Raw genomic sequence first — 25932 nt, 5'->3', positions numbered from 1 at the left:
TTTTCCTCCTCTGACAACTTGTTATTTGGTTTCATACCATGAATGACCGGCATCGCCGTCGACACGAAGCGGAACGGATAATTGAACCGTCTGTTCCATCGCTTGTTTGACAAGCGTCTTGAGGGCATCCAATTCTTCATCCGGCGCTTCGAAAATCAGTTCATCGTGTACTTGGAGCAACAGGCGGGCGCGCAACGGTGACTGTTCAAGCGCCGCATGGACATCAAGCATGGCTTTTTTGATGATGTCAGCTGCCGAGCCTTGGATCGGTGTATTGATGGCCGTCCGTTCTGCAAAACCACGCAAGTTAAAGTTTTTCGAATTGATGTCCGGGATGTTCCGGCGACGGTTCATCAACGTCTCGACAAAACCGTTCATCCGCGCCTTCTCGATGGCAGCGTCCATGAACAACTTGATTTGCGGGAACAATTCAAAGTAACGGTCAATGAAGTCCTGTGCCTCTTTGCGGGAGATATTTAAGTTCTGTGACAAACCGTAATCACTGATGCCGTAAATGATTCCGAAGTTGACCGCTTTGGCCTGATGGCGCATATTGCCGGTCACATCATTTGGTGCGACACCAAACACGCTGCTGGCTGTCTGCGTGTGGATATCGGCATCATCCAAGAACGCCTGGACAAGCGTCTTATCTTCCGACATATGGGCCATGACCCGCAATTCGATTTGTGAATAATCGGCAGCGTATAACGACCAGCCCGGTTCGCTCGGAACAAACGCTTTCCGGATTTTTCGTCCTTCCTCGATCCGGACCGGAATGTTTTGCAAGTTCGGGTTAACGGAACTGAGCCGGCCTGTCTGGGCAATGGTCTGCGCAAATCGGGTATGGATTTTTCCGTCTTCTTTAATGACCTTCTGCAAGCCTTCAACATACGTGGATTGCAGTTTTTGAAGCTCCCGGTACAACATGATATGGTCGATGACCGGATGCAGCGGACGGAGTTTTTCCAATACGTCGGCAGCGGTCGAATAACCGGTCTTCGTTTTCTTAAAGGCAGGCAGTTCCATTTTCTCGAACAGAATGACCCCCAGCTGTTTCGGTGAGTTGATATTGAATTCCTCGCCGACTTCCCCGTAAATCAATTGTTCCAAATCGTGCAGACGTCCGGCTAAATCATGTTGCATCTCCTGGAGCGTTCCGACATCGACGCGGATGCCGGTCCATTCCATTTCAGCGAGAACACCCGACAACGGCCGTTCCAGCGTTTCATATAGTTCAAACTGTTGGTTGGCCTTCAGTTCTTCTTTGACTTTCGGGAACAACAGCTCAATCATCCGGGCTTTTTCCGCCAGATATGGATGCAGCACGTCGTCTGCCGGAGCAAGACGTTTCGCCCCCTTCCCTAAGACGGCTTCTTCGTTTGGTGCCATTAGCATATAATGGCCGGCAATCGATGCGAGCGTCGTCCCGCCGCTCAGATTCAATAAATAACCGGCGAGCAGTAAATCATCGAATGCCGTTAATTTCAAACCGTGTTTCCGTAAGGCAAACGCGGCTTGTTTCGCATCCAGACAGATTTTTTGATGATCCGATTCGATCCAGTCACGAAATGCCGGATCATCGACGAGTTCAGCTGAAGCGACGTAAATTTGATCCGGTGTCGCGATACCGAATCCGATGATGTCTTCTTCCATGTAATCTTCACGAAGTTGTTCCACGACGAGAACGGCATCGGTCACATCCTCCGGAAGCGAAGTAATCGTTTGGACATTCAACTGTTCTTTATCCGCTTCTTCGACGACCGGCGCAAACCGGTTCGTCAAAGATTTAAAACCAAGCGACTGGAATAACGAATACGGAACTTGTGTATCGACGTCGCTGATCTGTAAGTCGTCGAGCGTGACATCAAGCGGGACATCGAGTTTGATGGTCGCCAGTTCCTTTGATAACCGTGCCAATTCTTCATTCGCGATCACTTTTTCTTTTTGTTTCCCTTTTAAGTCTTCGACATGCTCATACAAACCTTCGACAGACCCGTAAGCAGAAATCAATTTGATGGCTGTTTTTTCACCGATTCCCGGAACGCCTGGAATGTTATCGGATTTATCCCCCATCAATCCTTTGAGGTCAATCATTTGAATCGGTTTTAATCCGCCGTACGTCTCGGCAAACAGTTCTTCTGTCATACAGAGAACATCGGTGATGCCGCGTTTTGTAATCAACACTTCGACCTGATTCGTCACGAGTTGAAGTAAATCCTTATCTCCCGTCACGATCCGGATTCGATCAGCCGGCATCGTTTGTGCCAATGTACCGATCAGATCATCCGCTTCATAACGGTGCAGTTCCATCATTTGAATGCCTAACGCTTCACAGATGTCCCGCACAATCGGAAACTGTTCCCGAAGCTCAGAAGGCGTCTTTTCCCGACTGCCTTTATATTCCTGATACACGTCATGCCGGAACGTTTCGCTCGAGGCATCAAATGCGACGAGCATGTGTGTCGGCTGTTCCTCTTCAAGTAATTTCAACAGCATCATCGTGAAACCGTAAGCTGCGTTCGTATTGCGTCCCTGCGCATCCGTCATTGGTGGTAACGCAAAAAAAGCACGATACGTCAGTGAGTTTCCATCAATCAATAAAAGTTTGTTTTCCATCATCTACGCCCCTTTGGAAGATTTTCTGTTCTTATTGTATCACTCTACACACATTTGTTCGCTAAAAAAGCAGACAAAAAAGACGACCGGCTAAAAAGCCAGTCGTCCCTGTGTATCCCGACATGGGAGCTGAACCAGTCGAGGCACAGATGATGAAGAAGGTACTTTAAGCATACGATTCTTCTGTAAAGGAAATATGAAGTCTTATCCCTTTTTCGGTAAACGTATCGTAAAAGTCGTTCCTTGATTTTCTTCGGATTCCACGTCAATCGTTCCGTGATGCAGATCGATGATATGTTTGACGATTGCGAGACCAAGACCTGTCCCGCCCGAGTTCCGGCTCCGGGCTTTGTCGACCCGGTAAAAACGTTCAAAAATCCGTTGCATCTCTTTCGGATGGATTCCGATTCCGTCATCTTTAATCCGCAGCATGACAGCCTCTTCTCCGTCCTCAAGACTAATCCAGACATTTCCGCCGTTCGGAGTATAATTCAACGCGTTCGCCACCAGATTGACGACGACTTGCTTCAGACGATTTAAATCTGCCCGGATGAAGACTTCCTCTTCCGTTTCAAGGTGAATCGTCATCTGTTTTTCAGTTGCTTTTCGCTGGAGCAGCGTGGCTGTTTCGTGGAGTAAACTCGTGACATCGACAATTGTCGTTTCCAGTTGGTAATTATCCTGTTCAAGACGGGATAATTCGAGTAAATCTTCGACCAGCGTCTGCATCCGCTCGGATTCATCATGAATGATGTTCAGGAACTGCTCCCTGATTTCCGGGACGTCCTGGGCACCATCGAGCAGCGTTTCGGCAAATCCTTTGATTGACGTCAGCGGTGTCTTCAGCTCATGGCTGACATTGGCGACGAAGTCCTTCCGCATCTGTTCAAGCTTTTTGATTTCCGTAATATCGTTAAATACGACTGTCGTCCCCTGAACGCGTCCGTTTTTCCCAAAAATCGGTGCCGCACTGACCATGAAAGTCCGACTGTTCAATCCAAACCTGACACTCGATTGTTTCCGGTTCGGTTTTTCCGTCAGATAGACATCTTCGATGACCTGACTCATCTTTTCATTCGGTAAAACCCGGTAGTACAATTGTCCATTCGACTGACCGTAGATATTAAACATTTCCCGGTATGTCCGATTAACCAGAAGAACATACCCTTTCTCATCGATCAGCATCAAGCCGGCTCCCATGTATTCAATCAGTGACTCGAGTCGCGCCCGCTGCATCGCTTCGCCGGAAGACGCATTCTCTAAATTCCGGGCTAACAGATTAATGGATTTCCCGAGATCTCTTGATTCATCCGGTGCCGTCAATTCATAAACCCGGGATTTGTAGTTCCCATGTGACAATTCGTGTAAGACTTCTGTTGCTTCCGCAATCGGACGCAGGAAACGCTTTGTCGAACTGTAGACAGCAAAGAAAATGATACAAAACGATGTCAACAGCGATAAAATGATGACGGTCCAAATCCGTGAATAAATCATATTTAAATCTTTTGTATAGCGGATGAAACTGATATAGACTTCCCCCCCGTCAGCAGTCAGGACGGGTTTCGTATATTGCAGACTCGTCTCATCGACTTTCGATTCGAAGGTCCCATCATTCGGAATGGCAGAAAAATTGATAGCCCGAACGTTCAACTTCGTGACATCGATCGGGGTTCCGGCAATGATTTCCCCGCGACCGTTAAATAAAATCATGTCGAAATTCGATTCAGCATACATCTTATCAACGTAAGCTGCCATATCCGGCACTGTCCGCTCCCGTAAAATGGATTCCACCAGTGAAGTCTCATCCACTAATTTTTCTTTTTCATTATTGATATAAAAATCTTTAAATGATTGTCCAAGCAAAAAGCCCAGTGCGATTAAGACCAGGCTGATGAAAGACAACATTTTCAGAATGAATCGTTTGCGGTATTTACTCATTCCGCTTTCGGCTCCTCCATCTTGTAACCTAATCCGCGAATCGTTTTAATGTAGATCGGCTTTTTCGTATTCGGTTCAATCTTTTCCCGGACATGACTGATATGGACGTCGACGATTCGTGTATCCCCAACGAAGTCATAATTCCAGATGGCGGACAATAATTGGTCCCGTGTCAAGACACGTCCCTTGTTTTTTGCGAGATACACTAACAGCTCAAATTCCTTTGGTGTTAATTCAAGTCGCTCTTCCGCCTTGAACGCTTCGTAGTTGTCCGGTACGATTTTGACGTCTCCAATCAGAATCGTTCCATCCGTCACTTCCTCCGCGACAGTTTGCTGGTTCATCCGGCGCAGGATCGCTTTGACACGGGCGACGACTTCACGCGGACTGAACGGCTTCGTCAAATAATCATCTGCTCCGAGTTCCAGTCCGAGCACTTTATCGAACTCATCATCTTTTGCCGTCAGCATTAAGATCGGGGTATTGATTTTTTGTTGGCGTAGTCGCTTGCAGACTTCCAGTCCATCCAGTTCCGGTAACATGAGATCCAGGACAATTAACGCCGCATCCTGTTTCTCCGCTAACTTCAACCCTGTCATGCCATCATGGGCCGTTTCAACAACAAATCCGGCTTGCTCTAAATTAAATTTCAAAAGTGTGGCAATCGAGAGTTCATCATCAACAACGATTATTTTATCTTTCAAGACAGTTAGCCTCCTCAGCACATTTCATCTTTGAATGAGGAATTCCGTGGAATCCGCTTCTTCTGTCTTCATCTTAACGACTTTCGCTACTAAACCACAAATCTTTCTGGTCTTTCTTTACATAATCTTTAAGGTCGGACACTTTCTTCCAGTAGTTTCCCGTGTTGAAATGGCGGAATTGGGGAAACAGTTACATATCGTGATCATGTGGAGGAATGAATATGGAATGGAATCACCCGCTGTTTGCAGCAATTACGGCCTGGTTTATCGCACAAGCCGCTAAACTCGTCACCGGTTTAATCAAAACAAAAAAATTTGACCTTGAAATCATGTTTGCTTCAGGGGGCATGCCGAGTTCACATAGTTCGACTGTCGTCGCACTGGCTGTCGTGATTGGTTTTCAAGAAGGCTTTAGTTCTTCCCTGTTTGCACTTGCCGCCATTTTCGCTGTCATCATCATGTATGATGCGACCGGCGTTCGCCAAGCCGTCGGGTTACAGGCCAAGCTGTTAAATGATTATTTCAAAGGAATCCGGCACAAGACACCTTTGCTCAATGAACTGGTCGGACACACCGAGTTCCAGGTCTTCGTGGGTCTTCTGCTTGGTCTTGCCGTAGGTTTCCTATGGCCCGTCTTGTTCTTCTGATCGTAACGCCCACCCGGTACATCGGATATAATTTTTTCACATAAAAGACCGCTTCGGATATCGAAGCGGTCTTTTTGCTGATTGCGTTATGGTTTTAAAATGACTTTAATGCACCCGTCCTCATGATCGTTAAACGTTTGATAGGCATGGGCTGCCTGTTCCAAATCGATTTTGTGCGTAATGATATCGGTTGGATCAAACTCCTGATTGATGATTTTTTGGAACAATTCGGGCATCAGATGAACGACCGGAGCCTGTCCCATCTTGAGCGTGATGTTCCGCGTAAAGAAATCTCCGAGCGGGAACTGATTGTATTTTTTGGCATAGACACCCGTCAATTGGACGGTTCCAAATTTCCGAACAGCATCTTTCGCGATATTGATGGCACTCAACGTTCCGCCTTGCAAACCGACTTTTTGTTCCACTTTTTCAACAGCCGACATCTTACCGTCCAGTCCGACACAATCAATGACGACATCTGCGCCGCCCTGAGTCAGTTCCTTCAGATATTGACCGGTCTCTTTGTGATCCTGCAAATTGACTGTTTCGACGCGGTTCGTCATCTTGGCATGATTTAACCGGTATACCTGCTGATCCACGGCAATGACCCGTTTTGCTCCTTGCATCCAGGCAAATTTCTGTGTCATCAATCCGACCGGCCCCGATCCGAGAATGACGACCGTATCCCCTTTTTTGACTCCCGAATTGATGACGCTCCAGTATGCTGTCGGAATGACGTCTGATAAAAACAACAACGCTTCGTCTTCCAGTTCACATGATTCAGGAACAACGAGCGGCATGAAGTTTCCAAACGGGACTTTTAAGTACTCTGCCTGACCGCCCGGATGCCCGCCGAATTCTTCCGTAAATCCGAAATACCCGCCTGTATCAACATGAGGGTTTCCATTAGAGTTATCGCACTGACTCTCCATATCGTGTTCACAAAAGAAACAATGTCCACACGCGACGTTGAACGGCAGGACAACTCGGTCTCCCCGCTTGACCTTCGTCACATCCGGACCAACTTCTTCAACAATCCCCATCGGTTCATGTCCAATGACATAATCTTTTTTCGCCGGCATGTTTCCTTGATAGATATGCAAATCTGACCCACAGATGGCAGTAGACGTAATCTTGACGATGATATCATCGTTCTTCTCAATCGACGGATCCTGGACATCTTTCACTTCGACATTTTTTGTACCTTGATACGTAACGGCGCGCATGAAATTTCCCCCTTTAAAGTTTTTAAAAAAAGGTCTACTGTAAAGGTTTACCCTAAAAACCAGGCATTTATGTTACATGTTTCTTACAAAAAGAAGATTTTTTAATCCAATACAAAAAGACACCCAATCTATTGATTGGATGCCTTGTTTACTAAAATTGAAGTCAGAGCATTTCCAACACAGAACGGACCGTTGAAACAGATCGATCCAGCCCTTGCTTTTCTTCTGACGTCAAGTCCAACTCAAGTACCTGTTCTACGCCGTTCCCACCAAGAATGGTCGGAACACCGAGATACAAGTCCTCATACCCGTATTCTCCTTCGAGATAGGCAATCGCCGGCAAAATGCGCCGCTGATCTTTTAGAATCGCTTCCACCATCTCGACGATGGCCGCTGCCGGTGCGTAATAGGCCGAACCATTCCCGAGTAACTGAACGATTTCACCGCCGCCTTTGCGTGTCCGTTCGACGATGGCAGCTAATCGTTCCGGTGTCAGCAGTTTCTCCAGCGGAATTCCGCCCGCGTAGGAATAACGTAACAACGGTACCATATCGTCGCCATGCCCACCGAGCACGAATCCGGAGATATCCTTAACGGAGACATTCAGTTCCATTGCGACGAACGTCCGGAAACGTGCTGTATCGAGCACACCGGACTGACCGATGACGCGTTCTTTCGGAAAACCGGATGCTTGAAAGACGGTATACGTCATCGCATCGACAGGGTTCGTCAACACGATGATGATCGATTCCGGTGCATGGGTCACGATTTCTTTCGTGACGGCTTTCATGACGTTTGCATTCGTGCTGACAAGATCTTCACGACTCATCCCCGGTTTTCTGGCAATCCCCGCCGTAATGACGACGATGTCAGAACCTTGAATGTCTTGATAATCAGATGTCCCGTTGATCCAGGCGTCAAAACCTTGAATCGGTGCTGTTTCCTGCATATCAAGTGCTTTTCCTTTGGTTGCGTTTTCCTGTTGCGGCATATCGACGAGCACGATATCCCCTAACTCTTTTTGAGCGAGATACAGTGCCGTCGTCGCTCCAGTAAATCCGCTACCAATCACCGAAATCTTTTTCCGTCGATTCATTGTCCCGTCCCCCTATGCAAGATTACATATTCTTGATGAGTTCATCTGCGAATTCAGAACATTTCACTTCTGTTGCGCCATCCATGAGACGTGCGAAATCATATGTGACGACTTTGCCTTCAATTGATTTTTCCATTGACTGAATGATTAAGTCTGCGACTTCATTCCATCCGAGGTGACGGAACATCATTTCTCCTGAAAGAATGACAGAAGATGGGTTTACTTTATCAAGTCCTGCATACTTCGGTGCTGTACCGTGAGTCGCTTCAAAGATTGCGTGGCCCGTCATGTAGTTGATGTTGGCACCCGGTGCAATCCCGATTCCGCCGACTTGTGCTGCAAGCGCATCTGAAATGTAGTCTCCGTTTAAGTTCATTGTTGCAACGACATCGAATTCTTTTGGCCGCGTCAAGATTTGTTGTAAGAAGATATCAGCAATCGAGTCTTTAACGATCAATTTGCCGGCTGCTTCTGCTTCAGACTGTGCTTTGTTCGCTGCATCAGCACCTTCTTCATCTTTGATACGGTCATATTGGTTCCATGTGAAGACGTGTTCTGCATATTCACGTTCTGCGAGTTCATAACCCCAGTTTTTGAATGCGCCTTCCGTGAACTTCATGATGTTTCCTTTGTGGACGAGCGTCAATGAAGCGCGTTTGTTTTCAAGTGCATATTCGATTGCTGCACGGACAAGACGTTCTGTTCCTTCTTTTGAAATCGGCTTGATTCCGAGACCAGATGTTTCAGGGAAACGGATCTTGTTGACACCCATCTCTGTTTGCAGGAAGTTAAGTAATTTTTGTGCTTCTTCGCTGCCTGATGCGTACTCGATTCCAGCATAGATATCTTCTGTGTTTTCGCGGAAGATGACCATATCTGTATCTTCTGGACGTTTAACCGGTGAAGGAACGCCTGTGAAGTAACGGACCGGACGAAGACATGTATATAAATCAAGTTCTTGACGAAGCGCAACGTTTAACGACCGGATTCCGCCGCCGACTGGTGTCGTGAGTGGTCCTTTGATTGCGATGATATGTTCACGAATCAGATCAAGTGTTTCTTCAGGAAGCCAGTTGCCTGTTTTGTTGAAGGCTTTTTCTCCGGCGTAGACTTCTTTCCACTCAATTTTCTTCTCGCCGTTATATGCTTTTTCGACAGCAGCGTCGAAGACACGAACTGCAGCATTCCAGATATCAGGTCCAGTGCCATCACCGATGATGAATGGAATGATTGGTGAATTCGGTACGTTAAGTGTTCCGTCTGTTACTGTGATGTTTTCGCCTTGAATTGTAGCCATTTGTAAAATCCCCCTTGAATATGATTGATGTCATCAAAAAGCAGGAGAGGATTTCTCCTCTCCGCCTTTTTAACGTTCGTTCATGGACACGTATGTCCGGTGTGTTTCACCAATATAATCGGCGCGTGGACGAATGAGGCGGTTGTCGCTATACTGCTCTAAAATGTGCGCTAACCAACCTGACATACGACTAACGGCAAAGATTGGTGTAAACAATTCCGTATCAAGTCCAAGTGCATGGTACGTCGAAGCCGAATAGAAATCAACATTTGGTTTCAATCCTTTTTCCGATTGGACGATTTCGTCAATCTTCACTGACATCTCATACCATTTCGGTTCTCCGATTTGTGCTGTCAATTGACGGCTCATCTCTTGGAGATGCTTCGCACGCGGGTCGCCGTCCTTATAGACACGGTGACCGAAGCCCATGATTTTTTCCTTGTTCTTAAACTTATTATGAACATACTCGTCAACCTTTTCAACTGAATCAATTTCAACCAACATCTTCATGACAGCTTCGTTCGCTCCACCGTGAAGCGGACCTTTCAAAGCACCCATGGCAGCCGTGACACCTGAATAGATGTCAGACAACGTCGCGACACAGACACGCGCCGTAAATGTTGAAGCGTTCAGCTCATGATCCGCATGCAGGACAAGCGCCTGGTTAAAGGCTTTTTCTGCTACTTCTGTCGGCTCTTCGCCTGTCAGCATGTAGAGGAAATTCGCTGCATATGAAAGTCCAGCTTTCGGTGCAACCGGCTCTTGACCTTTTTTGATTCGTGCATATGCAGTCACGAGTGTCGCAATCTGCGCTTGGAGTTTGATGGCTTTAGCGTAATTCGCCTCTGTCGACATATCTTCCGCCGATTCATCATATAATGCAAGTTGTGACAAAGCCGTTCGGATGGCTGACATCGCGTTAGCGGTTTTTGGCGCCACTTTTAATGTCTCAAGGACTGCCGGTGCAACCGTCGCTTCAGAAATCAAAGCTTCTGACAATTGCTTCAGTTCGTCTTCTTTTGGTAAGCGGTCATTCCAAAGTAAAAAGACCACTTCTTCAAATGAGGCGTGCTCCGCCAAATCATCAATTGTATACCCACCATACGTCAACTGACCATCGATGATCGAACTGATCTTCGATGATGTTGCGACGATTCCTTCTAAACCTTTTGTTTGTGTCATACAAAAATCCCCCTTTTTTTCCCCCAGAAATTTAAAACGCTTTCATTTCCGTATTGAAAAAAAGACGTCTAAGCAAGAGTCGTTCCCCACATCGAACCGTTTGCTCCTGAATAGACCATCTTGTTTCTGTTCTTAGTATAAACAAAATTAACCAAAAAGTGAACGAACTTGCATACTATTATCAAAAAATTAATTCTGTTCCCTATTACAACATCCCTTAGCCGCTGATTGCTTTGACGATGATGTCCCACATCCCGATGACAAGAGCGGCGATTCCAGCGCCGATTAAAGGACCGACCGGCACACCCCGAAACAATCCGACTGCAAGAATCGTTCCGGCAAGCAACGCTGTCGTGACGAGGGGATCTTCCTTCATCAGACCCACACCGTGGGCCGCAATGATTGCGACAAAAATTCCCGCTAAAAACGAAATGATACCGATATGTCCCCGTACGCTGTTGAGCAGTTCCCTGAATCCGATGTCTCCCGTAGCAATCGGTACCAGGATGGCCGCTGTGATTAACGTGACTCCCCAGGTGATGCCTTTCGCCTGTAAAGACGGAAACAGACGTCCGTCGAGACCAATCGCCTTAATGATCAGCAAAAAAGCAGCTGCAATGATCAATGATTTGTTTTGAGCGATGACACCGATCAACACGAGACCGATCAAAAACAGATAGGCTTCCATGTTAAAACCCCCGATTTGAAAAAACGGATATGGCTTTCGCCACATCCGTTTCAGTGATTATGCGTTGTACAATTTACCTGTTAACGGATCGATTGAAATACGTTGACCATCCGTGAAGATTGTCATGGCGTTTTCAACACCGACGATAACCGGTTTACCGAGTGAAGGACCAACGATTCCAGCATGGCTAGTCAATCCGCCGTCTACTGTGACCATTGCTGCAGCCATCTCGATTGCAGGCATCATGTCGCGATCCGTTGAGTTCGTGACAAGAATCATGCCTGGTTTTGCTTTTGCGTTTGCTTCTTCAGCTGTATGCGCGATGACGACTTCGCCAACGACACCACGTTCACCGATTCCGCGACCGTTTGTGATTTCTTTACCGACGATGTGAATTTTCAACATGTTTGTTGTACCTGCTGTAAGAGCCGGGATACCTGCAGAGATGACGACGAGGTCACCGTCTGTGACGAATCCTGCTTCTTTTGCTGTATCAGCAGCAAGTGTCAACATGTCATCCGTGTTGTCTGAGAGGTGATCGACAACGATCGGGTAAACACCCCAAACGATGTTGAGTTGACGTGCAACACGCGCGCTCGGTGTGACGGCAACGATATTTGGCTCTGGACGGTATTTTGAAATCCGGGCAGCTGTGTAACCAGACTGTGTCGGTGTCAAGATTGCTTTTGCGTCCAGGTTGATGGCTGTATGCGTAACCGCTTGAGCGATCGCATCCGTCACAGTGTGCTCACTGCGTGTTTGACGATCTTTCAAGAGCATTTTGTAGTCGAGCATTTTCTCCGTACGCTTCGCAATCGTGTGCATCATTTGAACAGATTCAATCGGGTAGTCCCCGGCTGCTGTTTCACCTGAAAGCATGATGGCATCTGTTCCATCAAGAATTGCGTTGGCGACGTCTGATGCTTCCGCACGTGTCGGACGCGGGAAACGTTGCATCGAGTCAAGCATCTGCGTTGCTGTGATGACCGGTTTACCGTAATCATTACAGATTTTGATGAGATCTTTTTGTGTCGGCGTGACTTCTTCAGTCGGAATTTCGATCCCGAGATCACCACGTGCGACCATCAAACCGTCAGAAATCGCGATGATTTCTTCGATGTTGTCGACACCTTCCTGGTTTTCGATTTTCGGGAAGATTTTGATGTGGCTGGCATTGTGTTTTTCGAGCAATTGACGAATCGCAACAACGTCAGACGCACGACGTACGAATGAAGCAGCGATCAAATCGATGTCGCTCTTAATTCCGAACTCGATGTCTGCGATGTCTTTGTCTGTCAAAGCAGGCAAGTTAACTTTTACATTTGGTAAGTTAACCCCTTTTTTCGTTTTAATGATTCCTTCGTTTTCGATGTCGCAAAGAAGTTCACGGTTGTCGAGTTTTTCTGCGACACGGAGTCCGATTAACCCGTCATCAAGCATAATCATTGAACCGACTTCGACATCATCGTATAAACCGTCGTATGTGACAGAGAACTTGTCAGCTGTACCTACGATTTCGTTTGCGTCACCGCTGACGACGATGACTTGTTTGCCGCGTGCGAGGAGGGCTTTACCTTCTTCAAACGTATGCGTGCGGATTTCCGGACCTTTTGTATCTAAAAGAATCGTAACTAATTTGTTTGCTTCTTCTGCTGCACGACGGATATCCGTGATGCGGGCACCATGTTCTTCATAGTCACCGTGTGAGAAGTTAAGACGAGCAACGTTCATACCCGCTTCAATCATTTCTGGAAGACGTTTTTCTGACGCCGGTCCAATCGTACATACAATTTTAGTTCTGCGCATATTCCATAAACCTCCTACAATGTTTGGCTGTTCGATCACAATGCCAATAAACCTATACCAATACGACGAATGTCAGTCTACCTTAGATGGATAGTTGTTTTGACAACTCTAAGATTTCGAGATCCAGTTCGTGTTTGTTTTCATCCAATGCTTCGTCGATATCAAGATCGACCATCTTACCGCCGCGTACACCTACGACACGTCCTTGCTTACCTTCAAGCAGGATGTCAATCGCATAGGCACCCATCCGGCTTGCCAGTACACGGTCAGCAGCTGTCGGCGCACCGCCGCGTTGAACATGACCTAATACCGTGACACGTGTATCAAGTCCTGTTTCCTTGGCAATCTCGTCTCCAACATCCTGCGCACGTCCGGCACCTTCCGCTACGATAACGATCGAGTGTTTCTTACCACGATTGACACCGCTTTGAATCCGGTTCAAGACTTCTTTTAAATCTTCCGGACGTTCCGGAACCAGGATTGATTCCGCTCCGCCGGCTAATCCAGCATATAGTGCGATATCCCCTGCGTCGCGTCCCATGACTTCGATGACATATGTCCGCTCATGTGACGACGCCGTGTCACGGATCTTATCGATGGCTTCGAGTGCCGTATTGAGGGCTGTATCGAAACCAATCGTGTAATCCGTACCCGGGATGTCGTTATCAATCGTTCCCGGAAGACCGATCGTCGGGAAACCGAGTCCCGTCAATTTTTGAGCACCACGATAAGACCCGTCACCACCAACGACGACGAGTGCATCGATTTCGAATTTCTTCAGATTGACGACAGCTTTCGCGCGTCCTTCTTCAGTCCGGAATTCCGGGCAACGTGCAGAACGCAGGAACGTTCCACCCCGTTGGATGATGTCACCGACTGAACCAAGGTTCAATTGGACGAGATCTCCGTTAATCAGACCTTGGTATCCGTTGTAGACACCAAACACTTCCAGTCCATGAAAAATCGCCTTACGTGTTACAGCACGCACTGCGGCATTCATGCCGGGTGCATCGCCACCACTTGTTAAAACAGCAATCCGTTTCAAACTCACGTTAATCACCTCTCTATTAATCTTAGTCTAAAATAGCACGTAGTTTTGTTGTTTTACAACAGGGCAGACTGCATAAACTTTCTACAGCAGTTTGTTCATCCTCTCACGAAATAAGGACTGCCAATCATGATAGCGATTACATGCAGGTTATGTGCCAATTTGGTGATATTTTTCTGTACGCTTCTCGATTAACTGTTCTGGTGTCAAACGGGTCAGTTGGGCAAGCTTTTGTTCTAGAACAGATTTTAGTTTGTCCGCCTGTAATGAAACATCTAAATGCGCTCCACCGATGACTTCTGAGATGATGCCGTCCGCAATCCCGAGTCGCAGTAAATCAGGCGCCGTGATTTGCATCGATTCCGCCGCTTTCTCCGCGAGACTGGCGTCTTTCCAAAGAAGGGCAGCTGCACCTTCAGGTGAAATGACGGAGTACGTGGAGTTCTCCAACATCAACAGCTGATCGCAGACACCGATTCCGAGTGCTCCGCCCGATCCGCCTTCGCCGATGACGATCGAAATAATCGGGACCGGCATTCCGGCCATTTCAAACAGGTTTTTCGCAATGGCTTCACTTTGTCCGCGCTCTTCCGCTGCACGGCCGGGATATGCGCCTTTTGTATCAATGAATGTAATGATGGGACGATTGAACTTCACTGCTTGTTGCATCAACCGTAAAGCTTTCCGGTACCCTTCAGGATGCGGCATACCAAAGTTACGGCGGATATTTTCCTTCGTATCTTTCCCCCGCTGATGACCAATCACCGTTACGGCTTGTCCATTCAGCATTGCAATACCTCCGACGATGGCTGCATCGTCATATCCATGCCGATCACCATGCAATTCAATGAAGTCGTCACAAATCAAGCGCACATAATCGAGTGTCGTCGGACGTTCCGGGTGCCGTGCCAGTTGCACACGGTTCCACGCTTTCATATTCCCGTAAATATCGAGTTCTAACCGACGCAGCCGCTCTTCCAATAAATTCAGTTCTTCTTTGAAATCAAGGCCTTGCGTCTCTGCCATATCGTGCAGTTCTAATATTTTTTTGCGCAATGCGATTACTGGTTGATCAAATGGTTGCATGATTGGTTTCCTCCGAGTGCATCATCAGAATTCGTGTGTAGTAGGTTTTCAAGTCGTGTCGCGATACGACATCGTCGAGTTGTCCCGCCTGCAGTAAGAACTCTGACGTTTGGAAGTCTTCCGGTAATTTTTCACGAATCGTCTGTTCAATGATCCGCCGGCCGGCAAAGCCGATCAAAGCGCCGGGTTCTGCGATATTAAAATCGCCTAACATGGCAAAACTTGCCGATACTCCACCTGTCGTCGGATGCGTCATACATGAAACGTACAGCAATCCGGCATCAGAATGCTGTTTCAGGAATAAGCTCGATTTCGCCATCTGCATCAGGCTGACCATTCCTTCCTGCATCCGTGCTCCACCTGAAGCTGAAAAAATCGTTACGGGTAATCTTTCTTTTGTCGCGTAACGGATTGCTTCCGAAATCGCTGCTCCGACTGCTGCTCCCATTGAGCCCATCCGGAAACGGGCGTCCATGACACAGGCGACGAGCTGATATCCATTGACTTGACCGACACCGCAGACAATCGCTTCTTCAAGTCCTGTCCGCACTTGATCACCTTTCAGCTTTTCAGGGTAATCCTGAAAATCGAGTGGATCGGCCTTGACTGCCGGTAAATCAAAATACGTAATCGTTCCCGCATCAAATAATTGTTCAAATCGTTCAGTCGCTGTTAACGGATGATGGTATCCACAGACACAGACTTTTAAGTTCGCTTCGAGTTGTTTCGTATATTGGATCAGTTTGCACTTCGGACATTTTGTCATTAAACCAACCGGTACATCGACCCGCTGTTCCTTTGACGTCAGAGTGACAAATTTTTTAGGTTTTCGAAAAAATGCTTGCACGTTAGTTCCCCCTTGTGGTTCCTACGATCGTTTTAGAAAAGCTTCCCGTTCCGCTCGCGTATAGAGCTCCCCTTGACCAAAACTTTGATAGAAGGCATTCACTTGCCGCCAGATCCGCTCAAACAAATCATTGTCGATTGTAGCGATCAGCGTTTCCCGAAATGCCGCATCGGAATCGACGTGCGCTTCTAGAATGGACGCGTCCGCGAGTTGAACAAACGCTGCCTGTTCAAGCAAACGAAGTGTTCCTGCCAAATCTTCAAATTTTGAATCGCCGGTCACTAAAAATTGTGCGATGATCTGAATGTAGGTATGGTCATCCCGGTTTAAAAGAAAACTGCCTCCCCCGTGCCTTGTCTCGATGATTCCGAGATAAGCGAGCGTCCGAAGTGCTTCCCGCACCGAAGGACGGCTGATCGACAGTCGTTCTGCCAATTCACGTTCTGATGGAATTCGATCTCCCGGCACAAAGCCATCCTTTTCGATCATCGTTTTGATTGCTGAAATATTCGTTTCAAAAGCATTCCGCTTTTTCTCCATTTTGTACAGCACCACCTTCCTGACGCATGCGTCATTTCCTTATTCCGGCGGTCATTGGTCAGACCAATTACCCCTTATTATAACAAATCTTATTACCTACTACTAGTTCGAACGCGGCACATTTTTCAGGATGATATTCGCTTCCCCGAAGCGAATCCGGAGTTGCGCCATCAATTCCTCTTCCTGTTGAACGGCATAAATTCCCGGCAGCGGCTTGGTTTCATTCGTATCGGCATAACGAACGACGACCGGAATGTCACCCGGGGCCGATTCGAGCATCCGTTCCAGAACAGCGAGATCATTTTTAGACGGCAGTTTGACGAATAGGACGTCCTGCCCCAAAGGACGCAAGCGCTCGAGGACGAATTGACGATCTCCCTCACGTTCCTGCACCTTCACTTCAATTAACAGCACGTTTCCGATATACAACGAACGTTTGAACGCGGCATACTGTTGCGGAAAGACAACGACTTCCTCCGTCGTATACCCGTCGACGGCATGAATGACTGCCATTGTCTGGGCACGCTTCGTTTTGAATTCACGGATTTGCTCGATATAACAAACCAGATAGTTAGTTTGATTCCCTTCAAGGGAGATGGTTTGGAAATGTGTCGTCTCAACAGGCGGCTTCATCGCGGTCATCAATGGAGAATAGGTCAGCCAAAATCCAAGTGACTCGCGCTCAAGACGTGCCCAATCGGTCGCTGTCCGGTTCGTTTGTGTTGTTGTTTTTCTCCGTCCAAGGCTTGCGAGTTCGTCCGGAAGCAGCGTATTTGAAGCCATCGTAAAGTAGTCGAGGACCTCCTGCTCTGCAAGCCCCCGGTCTCCATGAGTCGAACGATCGAATGCCCCGCTGTACAACAACAGCTCAATCTTCGCCCGTTCCTTTTTCCCCCACCCGACTGCCGACAATAACTGTGTGATCGTCTGCGAGGTTTTCGCGGCTTCACGTAACGTATGAAAGTCTTTTTCCGTAATTCCCCGAAGCGTCTGAATTCCGAGCCGGATTCCTTTGCCTTCTAATGTCGAACGGAAATCCGACATCCAAATATCGGGCGGCAATACCGGAAGCCGTTTTTCCCGCATGACGCGGACGAGACGTTCCGGTTGATCAATCGATACCAATGAAAAGATTTGCGGATAATGAGCTTTCATATATCCGAGTGCATAACTGATTTTGGTATAGGCAACAGCATGACTGCGGTTAAATCCATAACCGGCAAACCGTTCGATTTGATCGTACAACGTTTCGGCAACCGTTAAATCAAAACCGTTTTGCAATGCCCCTTCGATAAAACGTTTCTTTTCCGCTTCTACAGACTGACTGCTTTTTTTCGAAATCGCCCGCCGCAGCAAATCGGCTTGAGCCAGCGTAAATCCGGCAACCCGGCGTGTAATCTCCATGATTTGTTCCTGATAGACAATGACGCCGTAGGTCGCGGTTAAAATTTCTTCTAAAATCGGATGAACCATTTGATAAGGTTGACCGGCTTTTCGTTTCGCATAGAGATCGATGAACTTCATCGGTCCCGGACGGAACAGTGACATCGTCGCGACTAAATCCTCAAACCGGTTCGGCTTGACTTCGCGCAGCGTCTGTTTCATCCCTGCCGATTCAAATTGGAAGATTTGATCCGTCTCTCCTTTGGCAAACAACCGTAACGTCGCTTTGTCCTCGTCCGGTATCCGTTCGACCGAGAAATCAGGGTACGCATGCTGAATCAACTGCTCCATCTGCCGTAACCGTGTTAAATTACGTAATCCGAGCAAGTCGATCTTCAGCAAACCTTGTTGTTCGATTGCTTTCATTAAATATTGTGTGACGAACCGTCCACTTGCATGTAAGTCAACCGGTGTCGTCTCGATCAGTTCCTCTGAACCGATGATGACGCCGGCAGCATGAATCGAACGTTGTCTCGGTAATCCTTCGATCGCTTGAGCTAACTGTAACAATTGACGTCGTTTTTCACTGCCCGAGAACCAACGGTAAATGGATGCTTGTTGCTCGAGCCCTTGCAGCGTCGTCACTTTTCCCAATTGTTTTGCCGCCGCGTCGGTTTCATCTTTCGAAAATTCCAATGCCCGTGCTACATCACGCAGGGCGGCTTTCGCTCCAAGAGTCGATAACGTTCCGATTTGACCGACATGTTGCTTGCCGTACCGCTCGACCAGGTACTCAAGCACTTCCTCCCGCCGCGCATCTTCAATGTCAATATCGATATCAGGCATCGTGATCCGTTCCGGATTCAGGAACCGTTCAAATAACAAACCGTACTTCAGCGGATCGACAGTCGTAATCCCGAGGGCATAACTGACGAGTGATCCGGCAGCCGATCCACGTCCCGGGCCGACACGGATTCCTTCACTTTTCGCGTGGCGAACCAAATCTTCAACAATCAGAAAATAGTCCGCAAATCCTGTTTTTTCAATAACTTCGAGTTCATACTGCAGCCGTTTCGTCGCTTCTTCCCCGACATGTCCATGTGCAAGTAAACCATCGTGCGCCAACCGGTTCAGGGCGTGATTCGAATCATCCGTCACCTGTGGAAGAGGACGCGATTGAAACGGTAACGTCAGCGTCTCCTGCGACTCCGCCCACCGTGTTAACAACCGCAATTCCCGGTCCGTAAACTGATCCTGTAATTCTTCCGTCAGTTTAAGATGAGCCGATCGGCTGACCTTTTGTTCAGCGAACATCGTACCTTCGTCAATGGCACGCAGGGCTTGAAACGCATCTGCCTCTTCGCGAAAGAGATAACGGACGGGATCAATCGGAATCGTTTCAATTCCCAGGGCATTTGCCGCTTGACGGTATCGTTCCCTGCTGTCGCGTTCAACAGTCGAACGGACTGCCTTGACACCAAGTAAAATCGTGGCTTTGTGTGCTGATCCCATCCACTGGGCGACGAGACGCCGCAAGCGCGCTTCATCTTCCGGTGCCTGACGTTTCGGTTCGAGGACGGCAATCAGCTCCGAGTAATCTTCAACCGGCATTTCACTGGCCAGCCGGTAAAGTACTTTTAATCCAAGGCTTGTTTTCGCATACCATAGAATCGTAAGTTCATCCGGTTCTATGACTTGTTCGAATCCGACGATCGGAATCAGTTCCCGTTGCTTACAGCCTGCCATAAATGCCGGGACGCCTGTCAAAGAAGTCTCACAAATCGCTGCAGCCGAAAAGCCGCGTCGCTTCACTTCATCGAGATAACGATCCATCCGAATCGTACTTTGCAAAGGACTGTATGCTGTACGGACATTTAGTTGGACCATCCTGTCTCCTCCATCCTCACTTGATTATATTTCGCCTGTAAATGAAACGTTTTCAGAAGTTTCATATCTATGTGTTTCTCAGTCTCGCCATCCCTATCATTTTTCGCTACAATAAAAAGAGAACATCATGACTTGCACGGAAGGAGAGTTTGCCATGATTTTAAACCGTAGCCAAATCGCTCGTGAAAAAGTGGAACAACTGAAATTAGGGGTCACCGCTTTTACCGAGACTGAAGAAATCGCTGAAAAAATTCGTAAGTCCGTCAAAGAACTTGAATTGAATGTCATTGAAGATCATACAGAACGGGGAACTTGGTTCATCCCCCAGGAAGAGGCTTCCACTCATTGATGCAAAAAAGGCTGTTCGCCATGTATCCGAAACAGGATGATGGCGAGCAGCCCTTTTTTATTCGAAAGTAAAGGCTTCTGCCACTTCATTTAAACGGGATACGACCTTATCAACTTCCGTTAAATCCTTGATTGTTGCACCTGATGCCATCGGATGTCCGCCCCCATTGAATTCTTTAGCCACCTCATTGATGACGGGCCCTTTCGAGCGCAGACGGACACGCACTTCCTTATCTGTTTCGAGGAACAAGGCCCATGCTTTTAAGCCTTTCAAGCCTGCAAAACTGTTGACAAGAAGAGAGGCCTGTTCAACGGTCGCATCGAACGTCGCCAACGTATCTTGCGTCAACACGACGTAACCGACGCCTGCTTCCGTCAACTGGATGTGTTGCAACACGTAACCTTGTAACTGTAAAGCGACTAGTTCCGTCTGATACATATTTCGATAGAGCCAATCCGTATCAATCCCTGTATCCAGCAGTTGCGCCGCGACGGAAAACGTCCGGCTTGTCGTCCCTCTGAATTGGAAACGACCTGTATCTCCAACGATTCCTGCATAAAATTGAATCGCTGCAGCGGCCGGGATATCGTACTCCCATTCATTTAAAAGATGGACCAACAGCTCCGACGTAGAACTGACGGTTGTATCGACAATCTGAACGTCTGCGTAAGGATCTTCATCCGGATGGTGATCGATTTTAATCGTCTGTTGCCCGTTCAAGGCTTCCGCTCCATCAATCCGACCTTGATTGGCTGTATCCAGTACAATGACAAGCGCCTGTTGATATTCTGTTGCGTCCACCGAATCAAGTTCTCCCATGAAGGAAAGTGAAGCCGCCATTTCACCCACGGCCTTTATTTTTTTATCGGGAAATCGATTTTGTAAAACCCGTTGCAATCCAAACTGACTGCCTAACGCATCCGGATCCGGACGTTCATGGCGGTGAATGATGATCGTGGATGCTTGTTCAATCAATTGTCTGATTTGTTCTTTCACAGTGCACAGCTCCTCTAAATATTGATATGATACAAATAGATACAGAAAGAAAAGGAGGTCATCCATATGCAGTTTGTTCTCATTCTGTTAATCGTTTTGTCACTCGGCGGATATCTGCTTGCCAAACGACGTGCGTTTCATACGAAAAGCACGAACCGAAAATTTTTATTTAATACGCAAGCGAGCATCTGGCTCAGCTTGTTCGTCATCTTGTTTGCCGTCAACCAATTCGTCTCCGGTGACGGATTGACGACGACGATCGGAAAAGTCGTCTGTTCGATTTTGATCGTCATCGGTGTCGCTTCGTTCATCGCCGGCTTCATCCGCTATAAAAAAATCTATCCGTATGTCGTCCGTGAAATGGAACAGACGGAACAGTCCTAAAAAAGACGGTAGATACCGTCTTTTTTTGTGTCCTGTTACGTTATCGATCAATCAGTTGTGAGGTCACGAGAGCTTTCGCAACGATTTGTGTGCCTTGATACATTTCGACATCCACTTTTCCAAACTTTCGCCCGACATCAAAGACATTTGCCCGGATCGTAATCGTACTCTCGATTTGGACGGGTTTGATGAAATAGATACTGACGTTTTCGATAACGAGATCGCCCTTTTTCATATGACGCAACATCCGGGTCGCCCCTTCGACGAGCAGAGTCGTCAACACACCACTTGAAGCTGTTCCCATGAAGTTCGTCATTTGCGGCGAGACTTCCAGTGAAAGGTAAGGTCCTCTCGCATCTTCCGCCGCCTTGATTTGTCCGGTGATCAAATCATCAAACGTTTCACCGACTTGCGGCTGGCGGTTCGCAAGTTGCAGGGCTTTCAGTACATCCTGTCGGCTGATGATCCCGAGCAACCGACCGTATTGATCGATGACCGGTAACATCTCAATTCCTTCCCACACCATCTGATGCGCGGAATTCGTCACACTCGTCCGGATTCCGACCGTGATCGGATGACGAGTCATGACTTTTTCGACGGGCCAATCGTGCGGACGGTCAATGATATCCTTCGCCGTCACGACACCGACAACCTTCATCTGTTCATCAATGACCGGATAACGATTATGTTTCGTCTGTTCATTGAGTTCATGCCATCTGGAAATCGGATCGTTCGTTTGTAAATAAAACGTATCGTGTAAAGGAATCAAGATATCGGAGACAAGCAGGATTTCTTTTTTGATCAATCGGTCGTAAATCGCCCGGTTGATCATCGTCGCGACAGTGAACGTGTCGTAAGACGTTGAAATGATCGGCAGCTCCATTTCGTCCGCCAACCGTTTTGCGTCTTCCGTCGTATCAAACCCGCCGGTGATCAGGACCGCTGCTCCTGCATCGAGGACCAGTTCATGTGCTTTTTCCCGGTTTCCGATAATGACGAGACTGTCGACATCGATGTAACGCATCATCGCCTCCAGCTTCATGGCGCCGATGACGAATTTCGTCAACGTCTTATGCAGTCCGTCACGTCCTCCGAGAACTTGTCCGTCGACGATATTGACGACTTCCGCAAACGTCAGCTTTTCAATATTTTCTTTTTGTTTCTTTTTAATGCGGATCGTTCCGACGCGTTCAATCGTTGAGACGAACCCTAAATTTTCCGCTTCTTTAATGGCACGGTAGGCCGTACCTTCGGATACCGTTAAGTCCTTTGCGATTTGCCGGACGGATATTTTGGCGCCCACATCGAGATCCTCAATGTGCCGGATGATCTGTTCATGTTTTGTAGGCATGCTGTATCCCTTCTTTTTCCTATATTCTACTCTTCTGTCATTATACTGTACTACTCCAATGAATGAAAAGTGTACTAGTCCCGATTTACGAGAAATGTTTTCCATTTCCAACGATGGTATACTGAATCATGAAACGAACAGAGAGGTGGAAACGATATGTTAGAACGGACAAACCAGATTAGTCGTGTATTACAAGAATCAGGAATTGACGTTGCCTTAATTACGTCAAAAGCGAGTGTCTTTTATTTTTCAGGTGTCTATGCGGAACCCCATGAACGCGTAATGGCCGTCATCGTTGATGCAAACGGGAAACGCGCTCTTTTCTGCCCTGCGCTCGAAGCAAACATCGTTGCCGCAAGTCCATGGGACGGTGAAGTCATTACGTATGCAGACCATGAACATCCCTTTGATAAAATCAGCGAAGCCCTTAAAACATTTTCGATTTCCAATAACCGAATCGGGATCGAGGGTGAACATATGACGTTCAGCCGGTTCAAAGAGTTGGAAGCCCGCCAGGAAAATGCGGCCATCCTTGATATTGGTCAACCTGTACAAGCATTACGCCTTAAAAAAGATGCTCAAGAAATTGAAATTCTCCGCGAAGCGGCCGCACTCGCGGACGAAGCAATCGAAATCGGCAAACAGGCGATTCGTCCAGGTGTCTCGGAAATGGAAGTCATTTCAACAATCGAGTTCGAAATGAAAAAGAAAGGTGTCCGCGAGATGTCGTTCGACACACTCGTTCTATTCGGAGCGAACAGCGCTGATCCGCACGGCGTCCCAGGTGACCGCGTCATTCAAGAAGGCGATTTCGTCCTGTTCGACCTCGGTGTCGTATGGAAAGGATATTGTTCAGACATCACCCGGACTTTTGTTTACGGAGAGGCCAGTGAAGAACAACAAACCATCTATCAAACCGTTCTCCAGGCACTTGAAGCTGCAACAGAAGCCAGCCAGGTCGGCGTGACCCTCGGCACATTGGATCAAGCAGCCCGGAACGTGATTGATCAAGCCGGTTACGGAGACTACTTCACGCATCGTGTCGGACACGGTCTCGGCATCGACGTGCATGAATTCCCGTCACTCGCATCAAACAATTTGCTGACAGCAGAAGCCGGCATCGTCTATACGCTCGAACCGGGTATCTATGTTCCAAACGTCGGCGGGGTACGAATCGAAGACGATATTCATCTGACAGAAAACGGTCCTGAAGCTTTGACACACTATCCGAAACATCTTCAGTCCATCCCGTCCCACTAAAAAGAGAGATCAATTCCGGAATCAGTCGGAATTGATCTCTTTTTTTGCCTTCCTCTTCTTCAAGGACGTGATTGATGGACGACATTGACGCCGCCGGTCACATCTAAAACTGCGCCTGTAATCAGACCGGACTCTTCCGCCAGTAAAAACGAAATGGCCCGGGCGATATCTTCTCCGACACCCGTTCGTCCGACAGGTGTCTGATCATCCGCTGCCGCTTCTTCAATCCGCTTCGATTTATTGTCCCCTACAATATTGCCGGGATTGACCATATTTACTGTGATGCCGTGTTCGGCCTCTTCCAGGGCAACACTTTTCGTCAGACTGACCATACCGCTTTTCGCAGCGGCGAAGGCAGCCCGTTCCACCCACCCGGGTGCAGAAGCGCTCTCCGGAAAACCGTATGTAACGATACGTCCGTATTGTTGGTCGCGCATGATTGGAAGGATTTTTCTTAACAACCAAAAACTAGCTGTCAGGTTACCGGTTACTACTTCATTCCATTCTTCATCCGAATAGTCGACGAGCGATTTCCGTTCGAAGATATACGGCCCCGCATTTAAAATCAACGCGTCAATCCGACCGTGGACAGCCATCGTCTGTTCGACCGCATCCATCAACTGATCTTGATTTGTCACGTCTGCTTGAATCAAATGGAGCCGTTCATAGGAAAATGTCGGTTCCGAGCGATGTAGTGCCGTAACGTGCCAACCTTCTTCAAGCAAACGGCGGGTCACCATCTCACCTAATCCTTTTGTTCCTGCTGTAATTAATGCGTGCCTCATCTTGGCATCGCCTCCTTTCATCTCTTTCCATCTTACGGGTTCCGCTGTCGAAGAACAATTTTAAAATCTCCTTAAATGTTCCTCACCTTCTATTTAAGGGAATGGTATAATAAGGGTGTAAAATCAGACGAACACGAAGGGATGGATACATGATGGCAATCGTATATCACAACATTTTAGTAGCAGTCGACGGATCAAAAGAGGCAGAACGTGCTTTTGAAACGGCGATTGACGTCTCACTTCGAAACAATGCCAAACTCGTCATTGCTCACGTCATTGATACGCGGACTTTCGCGACTGTCGAAGCGTACGATCGGACGATCACCGAACGTGCCGAATCCTATGCGAAAGAACTGCTTGATGATTACGTCAAGACGGCTCAAGAACGTGGTGTCAAAGATGTTGAAGTTGCTATTGAATACGGTTCTCCTAAAGTAACCATCGCCAAAAAGCTTGCACCGAATCATAACGTCGATTTGATCATCTGTGGTGCAACCGGTTTAAATGCTGTCGAACGTTTCTTCATTGGTAGTGTCTCTGAAAGTATTACCCGTTATGCGAAATGTGATGTCTTAATCGTCCGCCTTTAATTGAACTTATTTTCAGCACTCCCTCTAAAAAGAGGGGGGTGCTTTTTTAAGACGACGGTTTGTCAAATTAAGTGCAACACTTCTTCCGTGAAGACCTCGTATGCAGTTTTCCAGTTAAGACATTTTCGTGGTCTCCCATTAATCCAGGCGAGCGCTTGAGCGATTTCAGAACGACTGACCTTTCCGAAATCTGTCCCCTTCGGGAAAAATTCACGGAGAAGACCAT

General features: G+C 47.6%; 22 protein-coding genes and 1 pseudogene. 5 read left to right on the top strand and 18 right to left on the bottom strand.

Features of this window, described 5'->3' with window-relative positions; genetic code table 11:
- Nucleotides 1–21: 21 nt before the first annotated feature.
- From polA to KNQ07_RS00100, 3 genes are all read right to left on the bottom strand, one after another.
- Entirely contained in the window at nt 22–2619 is a 2598-nt protein-coding gene (gene polA / locus KNQ07_RS00110) for a DNA polymerase I (protein ID WP_214763327.1), read from the bottom strand.
- Nucleotides 2620–2820: 201 nt separating this feature from the next.
- Nucleotides 2821–4554, bottom strand: a complete 1734-nt coding sequence (gene pnpS, locus KNQ07_RS00105; RefSeq protein ID WP_012371072.1) for a two-component system histidine kinase PnpS — start codon at nt 4552–4554, stop codon at nt 2821–2823.
- Entirely contained in the window at nt 4551–5258 is a 708-nt protein-coding gene (locus KNQ07_RS00100; RefSeq protein WP_012371073.1) for a response regulator transcription factor, read from the bottom strand. The genes pnpS and KNQ07_RS00100 overlap by 4 nt, the downstream gene beginning before the upstream one ends.
- Before the next feature lie 215 nt (nt 5259–5473).
- Here KNQ07_RS00100 and KNQ07_RS00095 point away from each other — a divergent pair, with 215 nt between their 5' ends.
- A complete protein-coding gene (locus KNQ07_RS00095; RefSeq protein WP_369835016.1) occupies nt 5474–5905 on the top strand; it encodes a divergent PAP2 family protein in 432 nt (143 codons plus the stop codon).
- A gap of 86 nt (nt 5906–5991) precedes the next feature.
- On the opposite strand, the gene KNQ07_RS00090 is transcribed toward KNQ07_RS00095, so the two are convergent.
- From KNQ07_RS00090 to dnaE, 11 genes are all read right to left on the bottom strand, one after another.
- Nucleotides 5992–7131: a zinc-dependent alcohol dehydrogenase gene (locus KNQ07_RS00090; protein ID WP_012371075.1), complete on the bottom strand. Its 1140-nt coding sequence runs from the start codon at nt 7129–7131 to the stop codon at nt 5992–5994.
- A 163-nt stretch (nt 7132–7294) separates the two neighbouring features.
- A complete protein-coding gene (gene mdh, locus KNQ07_RS00085) occupies nt 7295–8227 on the bottom strand; it encodes a malate dehydrogenase (protein WP_114595258.1) in 933 nt (310 codons plus the stop codon).
- Nucleotides 8228–8249: 22 nt separating this feature from the next.
- On the bottom strand, nt 8250–9524 hold the full coding sequence (icd, locus tag KNQ07_RS00080; RefSeq protein WP_012371077.1) for an NADP-dependent isocitrate dehydrogenase: 1275 nt from the start codon (nt 9522–9524) through the stop codon (nt 8250–8252).
- Nucleotides 9525–9593: 69 nt separating this feature from the next.
- On the bottom strand, nt 9594–10706 hold the full coding sequence (citZ, locus tag KNQ07_RS00075; RefSeq protein WP_214763320.1) for a citrate synthase: 1113 nt from the start codon (nt 10704–10706) through the stop codon (nt 9594–9596).
- Between the two features lie 217 nt (nt 10707–10923).
- Nucleotides 10924–11394: a DUF441 domain-containing protein gene (locus KNQ07_RS00070; protein ID WP_012371079.1), complete on the bottom strand. Its 471-nt coding sequence runs from the start codon at nt 11392–11394 to the stop codon at nt 10924–10926.
- A gap of 57 nt (nt 11395–11451) precedes the next feature.
- Complete coding sequence (gene pyk / locus KNQ07_RS00065; RefSeq protein ID WP_214763313.1) at nt 11452–13200, bottom strand: pyruvate kinase; 1749 nt, start codon at nt 13198–13200, stop codon at nt 11452–11454.
- 82 nt (nt 13201–13282) lie between these two features.
- A complete protein-coding gene (pfkA, locus tag KNQ07_RS00060; RefSeq protein WP_285801107.1) occupies nt 13283–14245 on the bottom strand; it encodes a 6-phosphofructokinase in 963 nt (320 codons plus the stop codon).
- Between the two features lie 153 nt (nt 14246–14398).
- Nucleotides 14399–15334 carry an acetyl-CoA carboxylase carboxyltransferase subunit alpha gene (locus KNQ07_RS00055; protein WP_012371082.1) on the bottom strand — a complete coding sequence of 312 codons (936 nt, stop codon included), beginning with the start codon at nt 15332–15334 and terminating at the stop codon, nt 14399–14401.
- Nucleotides 15321–16181, bottom strand: coding sequence for an acetyl-CoA carboxylase, carboxyltransferase subunit beta (gene accD, locus KNQ07_RS00050; RefSeq protein WP_214763303.1), 861 nt, complete (start codon nt 16179–16181; stop codon nt 15321–15323). Before accD ends, KNQ07_RS00055 begins: the two co-directional genes overlap by 14 nt.
- 21 nt (nt 16182–16202) lie before the next feature.
- On the bottom strand, nt 16203–16721 hold the full coding sequence (locus tag KNQ07_RS00045) for a FadR/GntR family transcriptional regulator (RefSeq protein WP_214763301.1): 519 nt from the start codon (nt 16719–16721) through the stop codon (nt 16203–16205).
- A 102-nt stretch (nt 16722–16823) separates the two neighbouring features.
- On the bottom strand, nt 16824–19991 hold the full coding sequence (gene dnaE, locus KNQ07_RS00040; RefSeq protein ID WP_214763299.1) for a DNA polymerase III subunit alpha: 3168 nt from the start codon (nt 19989–19991) through the stop codon (nt 16824–16826).
- Nucleotides 19992–20145: 154 nt separating this feature from the next.
- Here dnaE and KNQ07_RS00035 point away from each other — a divergent pair, with 154 nt between their 5' ends.
- Nucleotides 20146–20340 carry a YtzJ family protein gene (locus KNQ07_RS00035; protein WP_114595250.1) on the top strand — a complete coding sequence of 65 codons (195 nt, stop codon included), beginning with the start codon at nt 20146–20148 and terminating at the stop codon, nt 20338–20340.
- 57 nt (nt 20341–20397) lie between these two features.
- Here the strand turns inward: KNQ07_RS00035 and KNQ07_RS00030 are convergent, their stop codons facing one another.
- On the bottom strand, nt 20398–21336 hold the full coding sequence (locus KNQ07_RS00030) for a DHH family phosphoesterase (RefSeq protein WP_214763297.1): 939 nt from the start codon (nt 21334–21336) through the stop codon (nt 20398–20400).
- 66 nt (nt 21337–21402) lie between these two features.
- Here KNQ07_RS00030 and KNQ07_RS00025 point away from each other — a divergent pair, with 66 nt between their 5' ends.
- On the top strand, nt 21403–21720 hold the full coding sequence (locus KNQ07_RS00025) for a YtpI family protein (RefSeq protein ID WP_012371088.1): 318 nt from the start codon (nt 21403–21405) through the stop codon (nt 21718–21720).
- Between the two features lie 40 nt (nt 21721–21760).
- On the opposite strand, the gene KNQ07_RS00020 is transcribed toward KNQ07_RS00025, so the two are convergent.
- Complete coding sequence (locus KNQ07_RS00020) at nt 21761–23071, bottom strand: DRTGG domain-containing protein (protein WP_012371089.1); 1311 nt, start codon at nt 23069–23071, stop codon at nt 21761–21763.
- A gap of 156 nt (nt 23072–23227) precedes the next feature.
- Between KNQ07_RS00020 and KNQ07_RS00015 the strand changes: the two genes are divergently transcribed.
- Nucleotides 23228–24331 carry a M24 family metallopeptidase gene (locus tag KNQ07_RS00015; protein WP_214763295.1) on the top strand — a complete coding sequence of 368 codons (1104 nt, stop codon included), beginning with the start codon at nt 23228–23230 and terminating at the stop codon, nt 24329–24331.
- A 59-nt stretch (nt 24332–24390) separates the two neighbouring features.
- Here KNQ07_RS00015 and KNQ07_RS00010 read toward each other — a convergent pair whose 3' ends face one another.
- Complete coding sequence (locus KNQ07_RS00010) at nt 24391–25116, bottom strand: SDR family oxidoreductase (protein ID WP_214763293.1); 726 nt, start codon at nt 25114–25116, stop codon at nt 24391–24393.
- A gap of 152 nt (nt 25117–25268) precedes the next feature.
- On the opposite strand from KNQ07_RS00010, the gene KNQ07_RS00005 reads away from it, so the two are divergent.
- Complete coding sequence (locus KNQ07_RS00005; RefSeq protein ID WP_026827730.1) at nt 25269–25706, top strand: universal stress protein; 438 nt, start codon at nt 25269–25271, stop codon at nt 25704–25706.
- 62 nt (nt 25707–25768) lie between these two features.
- Here the strand turns inward: KNQ07_RS00005 and KNQ07_RS16060 are convergent.
- Nucleotides 25769–25932, bottom strand: a pseudogene (locus tag KNQ07_RS16060) (IS30 family transposase); the annotation flags it as partial.

Origin of the sequence: Exiguobacterium sp. s145, assembly GCF_018618835.1 — a bacterium.
In the GTDB taxonomy this organism is placed as follows: Bacteria; Bacillota; Bacilli; order Exiguobacteriales; family Exiguobacteriaceae; genus Exiguobacterium_A; species Exiguobacterium_A artemiae.
The sequence above is the reverse complement of the archived record's forward strand: the minus strand, read 5'-3'. Positions and strand labels throughout refer to the sequence as shown.

What these genes read in the sequence shown, in the direction of transcription:
- polA (WP_214763327.1), bottom strand. Translation starts at nt 2,619, where the DNA reads ATGATGGAAAACAAACTTTTATTGATTGATGGAAACTCACTGACGTAT.
- pnpS (WP_012371072.1), bottom strand. Translation starts at nt 4,554, where the DNA reads ATGAGTAAATACCGCAAACGATTCATTCTGAAAATGTTGTCTTTCATC.
- KNQ07_RS00095 (WP_369835016.1), top strand. Translation starts at nt 5,474, where the DNA reads ATGAATATGGAATGGAATCACCCGCTGTTTGCAGCAATTACGGCCTGG.
- KNQ07_RS00090 (WP_012371075.1), bottom strand. Translation starts at nt 7,131, where the DNA reads ATGCGCGCCGTTACGTATCAAGGTACAAAAAATGTCGAAGTGAAAGAT.
- mdh (WP_114595258.1), bottom strand. Translation starts at nt 8,227, where the DNA reads ATGAATCGACGGAAAAAGATTTCGGTGATTGGTAGCGGATTTACTGGA.
- icd (WP_012371077.1), bottom strand. Translation starts at nt 9,524, where the DNA reads ATGGCTACAATTCAAGGCGAAAACATCACAGTAACAGACGGAACACTT.
- citZ (WP_214763320.1), bottom strand. Translation starts at nt 10,706, where the DNA reads ATGACACAAACAAAAGGTTTAGAAGGAATCGTCGCAACATCATCGAAG.
- KNQ07_RS00070 (WP_012371079.1), bottom strand. Translation starts at nt 11,394, where the DNA reads ATGGAAGCCTATCTGTTTTTGATCGGTCTCGTGTTGATCGGTGTCATC.
- pyk (WP_214763313.1), bottom strand. Translation starts at nt 13,200, where the DNA reads ATGCGCAGAACTAAAATTGTATGTACGATTGGACCGGCGTCAGAAAAA.
- KNQ07_RS00055 (WP_012371082.1), bottom strand. Translation starts at nt 15,334, where the DNA reads ATGCAACCATTTGATCAACCAGTAATCGCATTGCGCAAAAAAATATTA.
- KNQ07_RS00045 (WP_214763301.1), bottom strand. Translation starts at nt 16,721, where the DNA reads ATGGAGAAAAAGCGGAATGCTTTTGAAACGAATATTTCAGCAATCAAA.
- dnaE (WP_214763299.1), bottom strand. Translation starts at nt 19,991, where the DNA reads ATGGTCCAACTAAATGTCCGTACAGCATACAGTCCTTTGCAAAGTACG.
- KNQ07_RS00035 (WP_114595250.1), top strand. Translation starts at nt 20,146, where the DNA reads ATGATTTTAAACCGTAGCCAAATCGCTCGTGAAAAAGTGGAACAACTG.
- KNQ07_RS00025 (WP_012371088.1), top strand. Translation starts at nt 21,403, where the DNA reads ATGCAGTTTGTTCTCATTCTGTTAATCGTTTTGTCACTCGGCGGATAT.
- KNQ07_RS00020 (WP_012371089.1), bottom strand. Translation starts at nt 23,071, where the DNA reads ATGCCTACAAAACATGAACAGATCATCCGGCACATTGAGGATCTCGAT.
- KNQ07_RS00015 (WP_214763295.1), top strand. Translation starts at nt 23,228, where the DNA reads ATGTTAGAACGGACAAACCAGATTAGTCGTGTATTACAAGAATCAGGA.
- KNQ07_RS00010 (WP_214763293.1), bottom strand. Translation starts at nt 25,116, where the DNA reads ATGAGGCACGCATTAATTACAGCAGGAACAAAAGGATTAGGTGAGATG.
- KNQ07_RS00005 (WP_026827730.1), top strand. Translation starts at nt 25,269, where the DNA reads ATGGCAATCGTATATCACAACATTTTAGTAGCAGTCGACGGATCAAAA.